We start from the raw sequence: 15353 nt of genomic DNA, 5'->3' as shown, positions 1-15353 counted from the left end.
TCAGAACCCGAGGCGCTGCATCTGCTTGGGGTCGCGCTGCCAGTCCTTGGCCACCTTGACGTGGAGGTCGAGGTGCACCCGCTGCCCGAGCAGCGCCTCGATGCCCTGCCGGGCGTTCGTGCCGACCTCGCGCAGCCGCGAGCCGCCGCGGCCGATGACGATCGCCTTCTGGCTGTCGCGCTCGACGAACACGTGGACGCGCACGTCGAGGAGCGGGTCGTCCGCCGGCCGGTCCTCGCGCTGGACCATCTCCTCGACGACGACCGCGAGGCTGTGCGGCAGCTCGTCGCGCACCCCCTCGAGGGCCGCCTCACGGACGAGCTCGGCGACCATGACGGCCTCCGGCTCGTCGGTCAGCTGGCCGTCGGGGTAGAGCGGCCCGGGCGAGGGCGGCAGGTAGCCGGACAGCACCTCCGCCACGTCGTCGACCTGGTCGCCGCGGGTCGCCGAGCACGGCACGATGGCATCCCAGTCCCCCAGCCGGTCGACGGCGATGAGGTGCTCGGCGAGCCGCTGGCGGTCGACGGAGTCGGACTTGGTCGCGATGGCGACGACCGGCACGCGGCGGCCGCGGCGCAGCTCGGCGAGCTCGTTGGCGATGAACTGGTCGCCCGGGCCGACGCGCTGGTCCGAGGGCAGGCAGAAGCCGATGACGTCGACCTCGAGCAGCGTCTCGCGGACGAGGTCGTTGAGCCGCTCCCCGAGGAGCGTGCGCGGCCGGTGCAGGCCCGGCGTGTCGACGAGCACGAGCTGGCTCGCGTCCGTCGTGACGATGCCGCGGATGGTGTGCCGCGTCGTCTGCGGCTTGCTCGAGGTGATGGCGACCTTCTGCCCGACGAGCGCGTTGGTCAGGGTCGACTTGCCCGCGTTGGGACGGCCGACGAAGCAGGCGAACCCGGCGACGTAGCCCTCGCGCGGGGCGATGGGGGTGCTGTCGGTCATCCGACGCTCTCCTCGAGCTCGGCGTCGGCGGGCTGCTCGGGGGCGACCCGCTCGACGAGGACGGTGGCGACGCGGTGGCGCCGCCCGGACATGCGCTCGGCCGTGAGCCGCAGCCCCGCCACCTCGCAGGACGACCCGAGGATGGGCACGAGCCCGGTCGTCTTGCCGATGAGGCCGCCCACGGTGTCGACCTCGTCCTCGTCGAGGTCGACGTCGAAGAGCTCGGCGAGGTCGTCGACGTGCATCGTCGCGGCGACGCGGGTGCGGCCGTCGGGCAGCTCCTCGACCTCGAAGGCCTCGCGGTCGTACTCGTCGGTGATCTCGCCGACGATCTCCTCGAGGATGTCCTCGATCGTCACGATGCCGGCGGTGCCGCCGTACTCGTCGACGACGACGGCGAGGTGGGTCTGCTCGAGCTGGAGCTCGCGCATGAGTGCGTCGACGGGCTTGCTCTCGGGGACGAAGCGGGCCGGGCGCATCAGCTCGGTGACCGGCAGGGTGACGGCCGCCGGGTCGGCGTTCATCCGCCGCACGACGTCCTTGAGGTAGAGGATGCCGACGACGTCGTCGACGCTCTCGCCGACGACGGGGATGCGCGAGAACCCCGAGCGGAGGAAGAGCTTCATCGCCTGGCGGCAGACCCGGTCGTCGTCGACCGCGACCATGTCGGTGCGCGGGACCATCACCTCGCGGGTCAGGGTGTCGCCGAGCTCGAAGACGGAGTGGAGCATCTCGCGCTCGTCGGAGTCGATGAGCCGGTTCTCGCGGGCGACGTCGACGAGGTCGCGCAGCTCGGACTCGCTCTCGAACGGCCCGTCGCGGAAGCCCTTGCCCGGCGTCACGGCGTTGGTCAGCGCGATGAGCAGCCGGGAGAACGGGCCGAGCACCCGGCGCAGCCAGATGGCCACCGGCGCCGCGAGCAGGGCGACCCGGACGCTGTGCTGGCGGCCGAGGGTGCCCGGCGAGACACCGACGATGGCGAAGCTGATGAGCGCCATGACGCCGATCGCCACGAGGAACGGCTGCCACGTGCCCTCGACGAGCGCGACCGCGGCGAGGGTGACCATCACGGCGGCGGTCGACTCGGCGATGACCCGCAGGAACGACAGCACCGAGAGGTACGCGGCGGTGTCGCCGACGACCCGGACGAGCGCGGCGGCGCCCGGGCGGCCCTCGTCGACCAGCTCCTCGGCGCGCACCCGCGACATCCGCTGGAAGGCCGACTCGGCCATCGAGATGAGGAACGCGACGACGGTCGCGAGGACGGCTGCGACGACGAGCCGGGTCATGGGGTCCTCCGGCTCAGGTGCTCGGTCGGCCGCGGCTGGCGAGGAAGGTGAGCAGGAGCTGGCGCTGCAGCTCGAACATCTCCTTCTCCTCCTCGGGCTCGGCGTGGTCGAAGCCGAGCAGGTGGAGGATGCCGTGCGTCGTGAGCAGGAGCAGCTCCTCCTCGGTGGCGTGGCCGGCCTCGCGGGCCTGCTTCGCGGCGACGGTCGGGCAGAGCACGATGTCGCCGAGGACGCCCTCCTGCGGCGGCACGCCGTCGCGGCCGGGGCGCAGCTCGTCCATCGGGAAGCTCATGACGTCGGTCGGGCCGGGCAGGTCCATCCACTGCACGTGGAGGGTCTCCATCGCGGCCTCGTCGACGAGGCGCAGGCAGAGGTCGGCCTGCGGGTGCACGCGCATCTCGGCGAGGACGTAGCGCGCGCAGGCGACGAGCTCGAGCTCGTCGAGCGCGACCTCGGTCTCGTTGAGGACGTCGATGCTCATGCGCCCGGGCCGTCCTGCGGGGAGGGGCGGCGGGCCGGCGCCCGGCGCGGACCCTTCTGCTGGCCGGCGTCCCAGCGGTCGTAGGCGTCGACGATGTGCCCGACGAGCCGGTGGCGCACGACGTCGGCGGCCGTCAGCTCGGAGAAGTGGACGTCCTCGATGTCGCCGAGGATGTCGCGCACGATCCGCAGGCCGCTCGTCGTGCCACCCGGCAGGTCGACCTGCGTGACGTCGCCGGTGACGACCATCTTCGAGCCGAAGCCGAGGCGGGTGAGGAACATCTTCATCTGCTCGCCGGAGGTGTTCTGCGCCTCGTCGAGGATGATGAACGCGTCGTTGAGCGTGTTGTGAGTGACCAGGTAGTCGTCGGTCACGTAGAGCGAGTCGGCCGCCGCGACCTGGATGCACATCGTCTCGGCGATGCCCGCCGGCTCGATCGACTCGACGTAGCGCATCGGCCGGCCGCCGCCGTGGCGGAGGAACGTGTCGCGCTTGCGCCCCAGGCGGAACGGGATGTAGCCCTCCGGGAGGCGGAGCTCGACCGTGTAGGAGTCGTGGCGGTGCTCGACGGGACGCCCCTTGGCCAGGCCGGGCGCACGCCCGGCGGCCGGGCGCACGCGCCACGTGGCCACGCCGCCGAGGGAACGGACGATCGCGACGACGTCGTCGCGCAGTCGGGGCGAGGTCGTCGAGTACTGGACACGGCAGGTCCGGTCGACCTGGGTGACGGGGCCACCGTCCGAGTCGAGCAGGCCCTCGAGCACGGCCAACCGCACCCACGGCGCGTTGTCGAGGTAGACCGGCGGGACGAACTTCGTGTGGGACGTCGTGCCGGCGAGGCCGAGGGCGCGGACGACCTCGGTGACCGGGTTCGCGACGCGCAGGCCACCGCGGCCGTGACCGCGGTGACGCAGGACGTGGTCGTAGCCGTTCTTGTGGACGACGTCGACCGCGAGCAGCGGCTCGCCGAGGGCCTCCTCGAGTCGCTCGACGAGCTCGGGGTCGGCCGTCGTGAAGGACGGAGTGGTCGACGTCGTGAGGCAGCCGTCGCCGAGGAGCAGCCCGAGTGCGTACGGGTCCATCGGCACGTCCTGGGGCACGACCTCGACGGCCTCCACGAGAGGCAGCTCGAACCGGTGGACGTGGCCCCGGCGTAGGCGACCGACCATCTCGGAGGTCTGCACGGTGCGCCAGCGGCCCCGCCGCTTGTCCTCCGGGGTGCGGACGGTCCACAGGTGCTCGCCGCAGGCGAGGGTCGACGCGCCGTCCTGCGTGGTGACGCGGAAGACCTCCTTCCGCCCCTGCGGGTAGACGCCGATGACCGGCGTGGGACGGCCGTCCGAGCCGGTGACGAGGTCACCCACCTGCAGGTCGCCGAAGCGGCGGAAGCCATCAGGGGTGTGGACCCGGCTGTCGAGGGGCTGCGCGCGGCCCCGCATGTAGGCCAGGGGCGCGACCTCGACGGTGCCGGAGGCCATGAGCTTCGGGATCGACTCCGGGTCGACCATGTCGTGCAGCGCGTCGTAGAGCGGCCGCAGGTACGGGTCGATCTTGTCGTTGAGCGTGCCCGGGAGGAAGCCGAGCCGCTCCCCCGCCTCGACGGCCGGACGCGTGAGGATGATCCGGTTGACCTGCTTGGCCTGGAGAGCGGCGACCGCCTTGGCCATCGCGAGGTAGGTCTTGCCGGTGCCGGCGGGCCCGATCCCGAAGACGACGGTGTTCGCGTCGATCGCCTCGACGTAGCGCTTCTGGTTGAGCGTCTTCGGCCGGATGGTGCGCCCGCGGTTGCTGACGATGTTCATCGTCAGGACGTCGGCGGGACGCTCGACGGTCTGCGCGCGGAGCATCTGGATGGAGCGCTCGACGGCGTCGCGGTTGAGCGGCTGACCACCGTCGATGACGTCGAGGAGCTCGTCGATGAGCCGCTCGATGAGGGCGACCTCGGCGCTCGGGCCGGCGAGGTGGAACTCGTTGCCGCGCACGTGCACCTGCACCTGCGGGAACTGGCGCTCCATCGTCCGCAGCATCTCGTCACGGGGACCGAGCAGCGTCACCATCTGGACGTCGGCCGGGATCGTGACCGTGTGCAGCGGCACGTGCGGTTGGCTGGGGCTGGAGCCGGCGTCGGGGGCCGGGCCGTCGTTCTGCGCGTCTGACATCGTCGGGCCAGTCTAGAGGCCCGCACCGACGGTCATCACGCGGGAATGCGCGCCCGTCAGCCGGGGGGCCAGGTCAGCTCGCGCCCGCCGAGGACGTGCAGGTGGCAGTGGAAGACCGTCTGCTGCGCGGCCGCGCCCGTGTTGGCGACGAGCCGGAACCCCTCGAGACCCTCGTCGTCGGCGACGCGGGCCGCGAGCGCGACGGCGTCGGCGAGCTCCTCGGGCGACTCGGCGGCGAGCGTCCCGACGTCGGGGACGTGTCGGCGCGGGATGACCAGGACATGAGTCGGTGCCTGGGGGCCGATGTCGCGGAAGGCCAGCGAGTGGTCGGTCTCGGCGACGACGTCGGCCGGGACCTCACCCGCGAGGATGCGGCAGAACAGGCACTCGGAGGTCTCGCTCATGCGCCGACCCTAGACGAGCGCGGGGTGTCGGCGCGGCGTGCTCCACTGGAGCCCCCGACGAGCAGGAGGTGCGGCATGACGGTGCGCTGGACGGTGACCGTGGACTGCGCGGAGCCGCGGACGGTCGCGGCGTTCTGGCGCGAGGCGCTCGGCTACGTCGACGCGCCCCCGCCCGAGGGGTTCGCCTCGTGGGAGGAGTGGAACCGCTTCTTCGACGTGCCGGAGGAGGAGTGGGACGACGGCGCCTTCCTCGTCGACCCCGACGGCGCGCTCCCCCGGCTCTCGTTCCTCCGGGTGCCGGAGCGCAAGGTGGCGAAGAACCGGCTGCACCTCGACCTCCAGGTGAGCGGTGGCCGGCACCGGCCGGCGGACGAGCGTCGGGCCGCGCTCGACGCCACCGTGCGCCGGCTGCTGGCGGCGGGGGGCTCGGTCCTCGCCGAGCACCACCACGACGGCGCGCTCGACCACGTCGTCGTCGCCGACCCCGAGGGCAACGAGCTCTGCGTCGTGTGAGCGGCGGCGCGCGTCAGACGTCGAGCGAGACCGACACCGTCACGACGTCACCCAGCTCGACACCCTCGCGGCGGCGCACCGCGAGCTTGAGCGGCAGCAGGTAGCCGCCGTCCTTGGGGAAGAGCGAGGTCGTGAAGTCGCTGCCCCCGAGCCGTCCCGCCACCGGGATGCAGCCCCAGCCGTAGGTCGCCAGCCGCGCGACCTCGTGGACGCGGGCCGCCTCGGCCTCGGGCAGCGCGACGAAGTGGTGCGGCGCCGGGCCGCGCCACTCCACGACCTCCCCCGTGAACTCCAGGTCCATCGCGCCAGCGTAGGACCGTCCCCGACCCCGCGCCCGTCGCGAACGCGTGTGGACCCGCCGGTCGTCCCCGGCGGTCTCACACGCGTTCGCGGTGAGACGGGGAGCGGTGGGGAGGTCGGGTCAGCGCCAGCGGGAGGCGGCGCTGAGCACCGCCAGCGCGGCCGGACCGGCGCTCGACGCCCGCAGCACGGTCGCGCCCAGCCGCACCGTCCGCGCGCCGGCCGCCTCGAGCGCCGCGACCTCCTCCGGGGCGATGCCGCCCTCGGGCCCGACGACGACGAGCACGTCCCCGGCGTCCGGCAGGGACACCCCGGCCAGCGGGGCCTCGGCGTCCTCGTGGAGGACGAGGACGAGGGCCGCGTCCCGGGCGCGCTCGACGAGCCCCGCGGTGGTCACGGTCGGGCCGAGCACCGGCCGGCGGGTGCGCCGTGACTGCTTGGTGGCCGCGACGAGCACGGCGTCCCACTTGCGGCGGGCCTTCTCGCCGCGCTCCCCGCGCCACTGGACGATGCTGCGCGCGGCCTGCCACGGCACGACCTCGTCGACCCCGCACTCGGTGGCCGCCTCGACCGCCTGGTCGTCGCGCTCCCCCTTGGCCAGGGCCTGGACGAGGACGAAGCGCGGCGCGGGCTCGGGCTCGTCGCGGACCTCGTCGACGCGCAGGTCGAGGGTGTCGCGCTCGACCACCACGACCTCCCCCTCGACGGCTCGTCCCGCCCCGTCGGCGAGCACCAGCCGTTCACCGACACGGGTGCGCCGCACCGCCACCGCGTGCCGGCCCTCGGGTCCGTCGAGCCGCACGGCCGAGCCGGGGCCCACGGCGTCGAGGGTCCCGGCGGGGACGAGGTGGACGGGCAGCGTCATCGGGCTGGGAGCGTCGGACGAGCCGGGGTCAGCGGGCCTTGAAGGCGTCGCGCAGCTTGCCGAACAGGCCGCCGTCGGCGGGGTTGGCCATCTTCCCCTGCGGACGCTCCTCGCCGCGCAGGGCCGCGAGCCGCCGCAGCAGCTCCTCCTGCTCGCCGTCGAGCCTCGTCGGGGTCTGCACGCTCGTGTGGACGATGACGTCGCCGCGCCCACCGCCGCGCAGGTGCGTGACACCCAGGCCGCGCAGGGTCAGGGTGTCGCCGGACTGCGTGCCGCGCTTGATGTCGAGCTCCTGCGCCCCGTCGAAGGTGTCCATCGAGAGCGAGGCCCCGAGCGCCGCGGCCGTCATCGGCAGCTCGACGCTCGCGTGGAGGTCGTCGCCGCGACGCTGGAAGACCGGGTGCTTGCGGACCGCGACCTCGACGTAGAGGTCACCGGCCGGGCCGTTGCCGGGGCCGACCTCACCCTCGCCGGCGAGCTGGATGCGGGTGCCGGTGTCGACACCGGCCGGGACGCGCAGGGTGAGCGTGCGGCGGGTGCGGACCCGGCCGTCGCCGCTGCACTCGTAGCAGGGGTCGGTGATGATCTGGCCGAACCCCTGGCAGGTCATGCACGGACGGGTCGTCATCACCTGGCCGAGGAAGCTGCGCTGGACCTGGCGGATCTCGCCGCGGCCCTCGCAGACGTCGCAGGTGCGCGTGCCGGTGCCGGGCTGGCGGCCGTCGCCGTGGCAGGTGCCGCAGCCGACCGCGGTGTCGATGGTCAGCTCCTTCTCGCCACCGAACACGGCGTCACCGAGGTCGATGTCGAGGCGGACGAGCGCGTCCTGGCCGCGGGCGGTGCGCGAGCGGGGGCCGGCGTTCGGCCCGGCCGCCTGCCCGCCGAAGAAGGCGTCCATGATGTCGCTGAACGAGAAGCCCTGGCCGAAGCCGGCGGCGCCCCCCGAGTAGGGGTCGGCGCCCATGTCGTACTGGCGGCGCTTGTCGGCGTCGGACAGCACGTCGTAGGCCTGCGACACCTTCTTGAACTGCTCCTCGGCCTCGGGGCCGGGGTTGACGTCCGGGTGCAGCCGGCGCGCGGCCTTGCGGTAGGCGCGCTTGATGTCCTCGGGGCTCGCGTCGCGGGCGACGCCGAGGTCGGCGTAGTAGTCGTTCACGGGTGGGGGGTCCTCCGTGGGTCGGTGTGGTGGCGGGGTCCGCGCGGGTCAGTCCGCGAGGATCCGGGAGACGTAGGTGGCGACGGCGCGGACGGCGGCCATCGTCGAGGGGTAGTCCATGCGCGTGGGGCCGACGACGCCGAGCCCGGCGACGAGGTCGGCGCCCGACCCGTACCCGGTGCTCACCATCGACGTCGACTGCAGCCCGGCGTAGGGGTTCTCGTGCCCGATGCGCACCGCGAGGCTGCCGCCCTCCTCGGCGACCGTGCCGAGCAGGCGCAGGAGGACGACGTGCTCCTCGAGCGCCTCGAGCACCGGGCCGATGCTCGACGTGAAGTCGCCGCCGGCGCGGGCGAGGTTGGCCGTCCCGGCGAGCACCAGCCGCTCCTCGCGCTCCTCGACGAGGGAGTCCTCCAGCGCGCCGACGACCGCCCGCACGACCGGTCGCGCCCCGTCCTCGAAGCGCTCGGGGACGCCCGCGAGCTCGGAGGAGGCGTCGGCGAGGGTGCGGCCGGCCGTCGCCGTGTTGAGCTCGGTGCGCAGCGCCGACAGCACGCGCTCGCCGTCGTCGGTCGTCAGGTCGGCCGGGACCTCGATGACCCGCTGCTCGACCCGGCCGGTCGTCGTGATGAGGACGACGAGGAGCCGCCCGGGGCCGATCGGGACGAGCTCGACGTGGCGCACCGAGGAGCGCGACAGGGACGGGTACTGCACGACCGCGACCTGCCGGGTCAGCGACGCCAGCAGCCGGACCGTGCGGTCGACGACGTCGTCGAGGTCGACGGCCCCCTCGAGGAAGTGCGCGATCGCGCGCTGCTCGGCGGTCGACATCGGCTTGATCTGCGAGAGACGGTCGACGAAGAGCCGGTAGCCGGCGTCGGTGGGCACCCGGCCGGCGCTGGTGTGGGGCGCGGCGATGAGGCCGTCCTCCTCGAGCGCGGCCATGTCGTTGCGCACGGTGGCCGCGGAGACGCCGAGGTGGTGGCGCTCGAGCAGCGCCTTGGAGCCGACCGGCTCGGAGGTGTGCACGTAGTCCTGGACGATGGCCCGGAGCACGCGCAGGCGGCGGTCCTCGCTCATCGGGGCTCCTCCTCGGGCGGCTCGTCGGGTCGGGCGGCACGGCGGGCTCTGGCACTCTCGCCGTCCGAGTGCCAATGCTACGTCGTCGCACCGTCACGCGCGAAAGCCGAGGGGCGCTCCCGCGTGCCGCTCCCGGCGACCGTCGCCGCTCGCGGCTAGCCTCGCGGCCGTGGTGGACAGGTACGGATCCGACGTGCTCTCGGGCGACTGGCGCGCTCCCCGGCGGGGGCGCTCGGTCGAGCTGCCGGCCGAGCCCGGCACGGTCGTCGAGGACGTCGAGACCGGATGGGTCGGCGCGGTCGTGCGCGTCGAGAAGGCCGGCGGCGTCCACGTCGTCCACCTCGAGGACCGGCGGGGCCGGACCAAGGGCTTCCGGCTCGGCCCGGGCTTCCTCGTCGACGGCTCCCCCGTGACCCTCGTCGCGCCGCGGACCGCCGAGGCCCAGCGCCTCGCCGCCGCGAAGGCCGCGGGCGCCCGGACGGCCAGCGGCTCGGTCGCGGTGCACGGGCAGCGCGCCCGCGTCGCCAGCGGCTCGCGCATCTTCGTCGAGGGCAAGCACGACGCCGAGCTCGTCGAGAAGGTGTGGGGGCACGACCTGCGCGTCGAGGGTGTCGTCGTCGAGATGCTCGACGGCGTCGACGACCTCGCGGGCGCCATCCGCGACTTCGCCCCCGGCCCCGGCCGCCGGATGGGGGTGCTCGTCGACCACCTCGTGCCCGGCACCAAGGAGTCGCGCGTCGTCGACGAGGCGCGGGCGCTGCGCCCCTGGGCGCAGCACGTCCTCGTCGTCGGCCACCCCTACGTCGACGTCTGGCAGTCCGTGAAGCCCGGCCGCCTCGGGATGGACGCGTGGCCGGTCATCCCGCGCGGGACGTCGTGGAAGCACGGCATCGCCGCGCACCTCGGCTGGCCGCACGCGACCCAGGCCGACATGGCGCAGGCGTGGCGGCGCATCCTCGCCTCCGTCGACTCGTGGACCGACCTCGAGCCCGAGCTGCTCGGTCGCGTCGAGGAGCTCATCGACTTCGTGACGGCGCCTGAGTAGGCGTCAGCGGGCGGCCCGTGCGGCGGCGACGCCGACCTCGAGCCAGCCCGCCAGCGCGTCGTCGTCCTCGAGCACCGACGCGTGGACGTCGACCCACCCCCGGCTGGTCCGCCCCTTCATGACCATCGGCTCGACGCCGGGGCGGGCGACGAGCTCGTCGAAGCGCTCCGGACCGGTCCGCACGAGGAGGCCCCGGGACCCGACCGAGCACGCGAGCGCGCCGTCGACCATGAAGGCCACGCCCCCGAACATCCGCTTCTCCTCCGCGGGCGGCAGCGCCGCCCGGACCCGCTCGAGCAGCTCCACGGGCCCAGTGTGGCCCCGGCGCCGGCGCCGGCGGTAGGGGTCGGCCCTGAGCGCACCCCGACCCGGACCCCGACATGCCCCCGGAACCCCTTGGGCCGCGCGGCCGTCGGGTGTTCGATGGACCCAGACCCACTCCAGGAGGAAGAGATGAGCGAGAACACCCCTCGCGACGACGCCCCGCGCGACGAGCCCACGCAGATCGTGCCGCCGCCGCCGGCCGAGCCCCCGGCGCCCCCCGCCGCCCCCGCACCGACGCCCGGCTGGGAGACCCCGGCCGCGGGCGAGGTGCCCCCGCCCCCGCCGCAGCCCCAGTACGCGCAGCAGGCCCCGGGGCAGCAGCAGTACGCCCAGCAGCCGTACGGCCAGCAGCAGTACGGCCAGCCCCAGTACGCGCCCGCTGCCCCGCTGACCGCGCAGGAGGAGAAGACCTGGGCCCTGCTCAGCCACGCGGCCGGGCTCGTGGCGATGGTCATCAGCGCCGGGACCCTGGGCTTCGTCGGCAGCCTCGTCATCTACCTCGTCTACAAGGACCGCGGGCCGTTCGTGCGGGCGCACGCGGCGAACTCGCTCAACATCCAGATCACGACCGCCATCGGCGTCGTCGTCTCGGTCATCCTCATGTTCGTGCTCGTCGGGTTCGTGACGATCTTCCTCGTCGGGATCTACGCGTTCGTCATGCACATCATCGGGATGGTCAAGGCGAACAACGGCGAGTGGTGGAACCCGCCGTTCACGCCGCGCTTCGTCAAGTGACCCGCGGCTGACCCGGTCCGTACGCCGGCCGCTCCCCCGTCAGGGACCGAGCAGCCGGCGCACGACCGTGTCGGCGAGCAGGCGGCCGCGGAGGGTGAGGACGGCCCGCCGGTCGCGGACGGCGGCGGGTCCCTCGAGCAGCCCGTCGGCGACGAGCCCGGCCACGGCCGTCCGGCCCGCGTCGTCGAGCCGGCGGAGGTCGAGCCCTTCGCGCAGTCGCACCCCGAGGAGCACCTCCTCGTCGTGGCGCTGCTCGGCGGTGAGGACCTCCCGGGCCGCCGCCGGGGACTCGCCCGCCGCCAGCCGGGCCGCGTACGCGCGGGGGTGCTTGACGTTCCACCAGCGCACGCCGCCGACGTGCCCGTGCGCCCCGGGACCGACGCCCCACCAGGCGTCGCCCCGCCAGTAGCCCTCGTTGTGACGGCACCGGTCGGCCGGCGTGCGTGCCCAGTTGCTCACCTCGTACCAGCCGTAACCCGCCTGCGCGAGAATCGTGTCGGCGAGCTCGTACTTGTCCGCCTCGTCGTCGCCCTCGGGTTCGGGCAGCTCTCCGCGGGCCACCTGCCGGGCCATCCGCGTGCCCTCCTCGACGACGAGGGCGTACGCCGAGACGTGGTCGGGCTCGAGCGCCAGGGCGGCCTCGAGGCTCGTGCGCCAGTCGTCGAGCGACTCCCCGGGGGTGCCGTAGATGAGGTCGAGGCTCGTCGCGAGGCCGGCGGCGCGCGCGGCGGCGACGGCCTGCCCGACCCGTGCCGGGTCGTGCGTGCGGTCGAGGGTGGCGAGGACGCTCGGGACTGCGCTCTGCATCCCGAGGCTCACCCGCGTGAACCCACCCGCCGCGAGGGTCTCGAGGCCCTGCGGCGTCACCGAGTCGGGGTTGGCCTCGGTCGTCACCTCGGCTCCGTCGGCGAGCCCGAACCGCTCGCGCACGCCGTCGAGGAGCCGCACGAGGTCGTGCGCCGGCAGGAGGGTCGGCGTCCCGCCGCCGACGAACACGGTGTCGACGACCGGCGCGGCGGCGCCGAGCACCCGGGCGGCGAGGTCGAGCTCGGCCAGCGCGGTGCCCGCGAAGTCCTCGGTCGACGCGCCGGGCCCCAGCTCGGTCAGCGTGTAGGTGTTGAAGTCGCAGTAGCCGCAGCGCACCGCACAGAAGGGCACGTGGAGGTAGAGGCCGAACCGTCCGTCGGCGAGGCGGGCGAGCGCGTCGGCGGGCAGCTCGCCGGAGGCCGGCGCGGGGTCGCCGGCGGGCAGTCGGGGCACGACCCCAGTCTCGCAAGGTCCACCCACCGGCCGCTCCCCTGCCCCCGGTCGTCCACCGGCGCTGCCTAGGATGACGAGGTGACAGACCGCTGGATCCACCTCGACGGACTCGTCAACATGCGCGACCTCGGCGGGCTGCCGACCCGGGACGGCCGCACGACCGTGCCGGGGCGGCTCATCCGCTCCGACAACCTCCAGGACCTCAGCGACGCCGACGTCGACCGGCTGGTGCGCGAGCTCGGCGTCAGTGACGTCGTCGACCTGCGCACGGAGGCCGAGGTGCACGTCGAGGGTCCGGGGCCGCTGCACGCCGTGGGGTCGCTGACCCACCACCACCACTCGCTCATCCCGGAGCGCCGCCCGAGCGAGAGCCTGCGCGACACCGCCGAGCGGGCGCTGCCGTGGAGCGAGGACGAGCCCGAGCGCGACGCCGCCTTCTGGGCCAAGCACTACCTCGGGTACCTCGCCAAGCGGCCGGAGGCCGTGGCGGCCGCCCTCGACGTCGTCTCCCGCGCGAGCGGCGCCGCGGTCGTGCACTGCGCGGCCGGCAAGGACCGCACCGGCACGGTCGTGGCGATGGCCCTGTCGGTGGCCGGCGTCCCGCGCGAGGAGATCGTCGCCGACTACGTCCTGACCGCCGAGAGGCTCGAGCAGATCGTCGGCCGGCTCAGACCGCGGCCGGCCTACGGCGAGGCGCTGGCGCGCCAGAGCCTCGAGGACCAGCGGCCCCGCGCGGAGTCGATGGAGGCCATCCTCGACGCCGTCGACGAGGGCTGGGGCGGGGCGGCCGACTGGCTGCGCGCCCAGGGCTGGTCGGACGCCGACGTCGAGCGCCTGCGCGACCGCCTCACCCTCGACTGAGACCGGTCGCGTTCAGCGCGAGGGACGTTCGCTGACGTAGATGGTGATGACACCCTCGACCACCACCGTGCCGTCGGTGCGCAGGGCCCGCACGCGCACCGGGACGTCACCCGACGCGCCGACCTCCCACTCGGCCGGCGAGGTCTCGGCCACGCAGAGCAGGTCGGTCGTCGACTTCGCGAGGTAGCACACCTCCATCCCCCGCGGGATCCAGCGGTGGGTGGTCGGAGTGGTCGCCTCGGCGAGCAGGCCCATCGCCGCCTCGAGACCGTTGCACACGGCGATGGCGTGCACGGTGCCGAGGTGGTTCTGGACGCCCCAGCGCTTGGCCACGACGAGCTCGGCGTGGTGAGGGCGCACCTCGCGCACCCGGGGACGCACGGTGCGGAAGTAGGGCGCCTTGAGCGCGAAGAGCACCGAGAAGGCCTCCCGTCCGAGGGGTCGGGCGGCGAGGCGACGGTAGAGCGCGTGGGTGTCGGTCACCCCGCTGATGTTACCCACGGGTAGCGACGGGGCCCTCGGTAGCGTGGCGCCGGTGACCCCTCCCCTGCCCGGGCAGCCCGGCTTCGTCGCTCCCGCCCCGTCGGACCGTCCTCGCTTCACCCGCCGGGCGGTGCGTGTGCTCCTGCTCGACGAGGACGACCGCGTGCTGCTCATCGAGGACTCCGACCTCGGGCTCGACCCCGTCGCGCACTGGTGGAACACGCCCGGCGGCGGAGTCGACCCCGGCGAGAGCGACGCCGAGGCGGTCGTGCGCGAGCTGCACGAGGAGACCGGCCTGCGGGTCACGGAGGCCGACCTCGAGGGACCGCTGCTGGAGCGACGCGTCCTGCACGGGTGGAGCGACAAGGTCGTCGACCAGGAGGAGACCTTCTGGGCGGTGCGCGTCCCGGCGTTCGAGGTCGACACCTCCGGCCACACCGAGGAGGAGCGGATGACGGTCGTCGGCCTGACGTGGTGGGACCTCGACGCGCTCGAGGCCACCGGCGACCTCGTCTGGCCCGTCGGCCTGCGCGCCCTCGTCGCCCTGGCCTCCGACCGCGACCGGTGGCGCGACGCGGCCGTCGACGGTGGGCGCGTGGAGGAGTCGACGGTCCCCGTCGACCCCCACGTCTGAGGGGGTCGACCACCCCGCACCTGCGGGTCGCCCGGAGGAACCGCAGGGCGGAGACTCGACGGGACCCGCGACAGCCCGTCGCGCCCTGACCCGAGGACCGTCGATGCGCCTGGTCCGGCTGTTCGGCACGACCGCCGTCGTCGTCAACGACACGACGCTGCTCACGGGCGACGCGCTCGGCGACGACCGCAGCCGCCGGCTGCTCGCCCGGCTCGCCCTCGCGGCCCCCGCGCCCGTCCCCCTCGCCCGCCTCGAGCGAGACCTCGGACGCGCGACGCTCCTGCGCCGCGACGCCGCCACTCTCGCCCACGCGCTCGGCACCCCGGGGCTCGTCGTCGAGCAGGAGGACGGCTGGGTGCTGCGCCCGGGCTGGGCCAGGGTCGACGTCCAGGTCGCCCACGCCCTCTTCGCCCGTGCTGCCGCGGCGCCGCCGACGACCGCCCTCGCCCTCGTCCTGCGGGCGTTGCGCAGCTGCTGCACCGCGACGTTGCTGGCCTCCGAGGACGACACCCTCCCCTGGGTGGCCGCCGCCCGGGCCCGACACGACCGCGTCCTGCGCGACGCGTTGGTCCGCGCGGCGGCCGCCGCGAAGGTCCTCCACGACGACGAGCTGGCCTCCGAGCTGATGGCCCGCGCGCTGGCCGACGCTCCCCAGCATCGCCGCGCCGGCTGACCGTCCCTCCGGCGTCCTCCCCCTCCCGCGCGCCCGCACGATGGCGTCGTCCTCGCCTGCCCGCGGGCGGGCGCGGACGCTCGCTCGCCCGCAGCCCGTCGCCCCTGTGCGCCACAGGCTTTCCCCAAGGTGACGCTGGGTCAATGACC

General features: G+C 74.3%; 17 protein-coding genes and 3 pseudogenes. 6 read left to right on the top strand and 14 right to left on the bottom strand.

The window, feature by feature from the left end:
* The 7 genes and pseudogenes from era to J3473_RS09855 form a co-directional block, all read right to left on the bottom strand.
* The gene (gene era, locus J3473_RS09885; protein WP_030529298.1) at positions 1-942 is read right to left on the bottom strand and encodes a GTPase Era; all 942 of its coding nucleotides are present in this window, start codon (positions 940-942) and stop codon (positions 1-3) included.
* Positions 939-2231 carry a hemolysin family protein gene (locus J3473_RS09880; RefSeq protein ID WP_207022933.1) on the bottom strand — a complete coding sequence of 431 codons (1293 nt, stop codon included), beginning with the start codon at positions 2229-2231 and terminating at the stop codon, positions 939-941. The genes era and J3473_RS09880 overlap by 4 nt, the downstream gene beginning before the upstream one ends.
* A gap of 13 nt (positions 2232-2244) precedes the next feature.
* Entirely contained in the window at positions 2245-2712 is a 468-nt protein-coding gene (gene ybeY, locus J3473_RS09875) for an rRNA maturation RNase YbeY (protein WP_207022932.1), read from the bottom strand.
* Positions 2709-3056: pseudogene (locus tag J3473_RS09870) on the bottom strand (PhoH family protein); the annotation flags it as partial. The pseudogene J3473_RS09870 and the gene ybeY, both read right to left, overlap by 4 nt.
* A 276-nt stretch (positions 3057-3332) precedes the next feature.
* Positions 3333-3794 (bottom strand): annotated as a pseudogene (locus tag J3473_RS19510) (LAGLIDADG family homing endonuclease); the annotation flags it as partial.
* A gap of 345 nt (positions 3795-4139) precedes the next feature.
* Positions 4140-4871 (bottom strand): annotated as a pseudogene (locus J3473_RS09860) (PhoH family protein); the annotation flags it as partial.
* Positions 4872-4927: 56 nt separating this feature from the next.
* On the bottom strand, positions 4928-5275 hold the full coding sequence (locus tag J3473_RS09855) for a histidine triad nucleotide-binding protein (protein WP_207022931.1): 348 nt from the start codon (positions 5273-5275) through the stop codon (positions 4928-4930).
* A gap of 75 nt (positions 5276-5350) precedes the next feature.
* Between J3473_RS09855 and J3473_RS09850 the strand changes: the two genes are divergently transcribed.
* Positions 5351-5788, top strand: a complete 438-nt coding sequence (locus tag J3473_RS09850; RefSeq protein WP_207022930.1) for a VOC family protein — start codon at positions 5351-5353, stop codon at positions 5786-5788.
* A gap of 13 nt (positions 5789-5801) precedes the next feature.
* On the opposite strand, the gene J3473_RS09845 is transcribed toward J3473_RS09850, so the two are convergent.
* The 4 genes from J3473_RS09845 to hrcA form a co-directional block, all read right to left on the bottom strand.
* Positions 5802-6089, bottom strand: a complete 288-nt coding sequence (locus J3473_RS09845) for a DUF1905 domain-containing protein (RefSeq protein ID WP_030529292.1) — start codon at positions 6087-6089, stop codon at positions 5802-5804.
* Positions 6090-6209: 120 nt separating this feature from the next.
* Complete coding sequence (locus tag J3473_RS09840) at positions 6210-6953, bottom strand: 16S rRNA (uracil(1498)-N(3))-methyltransferase (protein WP_207022929.1); 744 nt, start codon at positions 6951-6953, stop codon at positions 6210-6212.
* Between the two features lie 28 nt (positions 6954-6981).
* Positions 6982-8109 (bottom strand): molecular chaperone DnaJ, encoded by a 1128-nt coding sequence (gene dnaJ / locus J3473_RS09835; RefSeq protein ID WP_030529290.1) that lies wholly within the window; start codon positions 8107-8109, stop codon positions 6982-6984.
* Between the two features lie 48 nt (positions 8110-8157).
* Positions 8158-9189, bottom strand: a complete 1032-nt coding sequence (gene hrcA, locus J3473_RS09830) for a heat-inducible transcriptional repressor HrcA (RefSeq protein WP_030529289.1) — start codon at positions 9187-9189, stop codon at positions 8158-8160.
* A 169-nt stretch (positions 9190-9358) separates the two neighbouring features.
* Here hrcA and J3473_RS09825 point away from each other — a divergent pair, with 169 nt between their 5' ends.
* Positions 9359-10234: a DUF3097 domain-containing protein gene (locus J3473_RS09825; protein WP_207022927.1), complete on the top strand. Its 876-nt coding sequence runs from the start codon at positions 9359-9361 to the stop codon at positions 10232-10234.
* A gap of 3 nt (positions 10235-10237) precedes the next feature.
* Here J3473_RS09825 and J3473_RS09820 read toward each other — a convergent pair whose 3' ends face one another.
* Complete coding sequence (locus J3473_RS09820) at positions 10238-10540, bottom strand: TfoX/Sxy family protein (RefSeq protein ID WP_207022925.1); 303 nt, start codon at positions 10538-10540, stop codon at positions 10238-10240.
* Between the two features lie 147 nt (positions 10541-10687).
* Here J3473_RS09820 and J3473_RS09815 point away from each other — a divergent pair, with 147 nt between their 5' ends.
* Positions 10688-11293: a DUF4870 domain-containing protein gene (locus tag J3473_RS09815; RefSeq protein WP_207022923.1), complete on the top strand. Its 606-nt coding sequence runs from the start codon at positions 10688-10690 to the stop codon at positions 11291-11293.
* A 39-nt stretch (positions 11294-11332) separates the two neighbouring features.
* Here J3473_RS09815 and hemW read toward each other — a convergent pair whose 3' ends face one another.
* Positions 11333-12553 (bottom strand): radical SAM family heme chaperone HemW, encoded by a 1221-nt coding sequence (gene hemW, locus J3473_RS09810; RefSeq protein ID WP_207022921.1) that lies wholly within the window; start codon positions 12551-12553, stop codon positions 11333-11335.
* A gap of 78 nt (positions 12554-12631) precedes the next feature.
* Between hemW and J3473_RS09805 the strand changes: the two genes are divergently transcribed.
* Positions 12632-13414: a tyrosine-protein phosphatase gene (locus J3473_RS09805; RefSeq protein ID WP_242525798.1), complete on the top strand. Its 783-nt coding sequence runs from the start codon at positions 12632-12634 to the stop codon at positions 13412-13414.
* A gap of 12 nt (positions 13415-13426) precedes the next feature.
* Here the strand turns inward: J3473_RS09805 and J3473_RS09800 are convergent, their stop codons facing one another.
* Positions 13427-13897 (bottom strand): hotdog fold domain-containing protein, encoded by a 471-nt coding sequence (locus J3473_RS09800; RefSeq protein ID WP_207022920.1) that lies wholly within the window; start codon positions 13895-13897, stop codon positions 13427-13429.
* 52 nt (positions 13898-13949) lie between these two features.
* Here J3473_RS09800 and J3473_RS09795 point away from each other — a divergent pair, with 52 nt between their 5' ends.
* Entirely contained in the window at positions 13950-14531 is a 582-nt protein-coding gene (locus J3473_RS09795; protein ID WP_242525797.1) for an NUDIX hydrolase, read from the top strand.
* 103 nt (positions 14532-14634) lie between these two features.
* On the top strand, positions 14635-15204 hold the full coding sequence (locus J3473_RS09790; protein ID WP_207022919.1) for a hypothetical protein: 570 nt from the start codon (positions 14635-14637) through the stop codon (positions 15202-15204).
* The last annotated feature ends 149 nt before the right edge of the window (positions 15205-15353 follow it).

Origin of the sequence: Phycicoccus sp. DTK01, from assembly GCF_017312765.1 — a bacterium.
GTDB classification, from domain to species: Bacteria; Actinomycetota; Actinomycetes; order Actinomycetales; family Dermatophilaceae; genus Phycicoccus; species Phycicoccus jejuensis.
The sequence above is the reverse complement of the archived record's forward strand: the minus strand, read 5'-3'. Positions and strand labels throughout refer to the sequence as shown.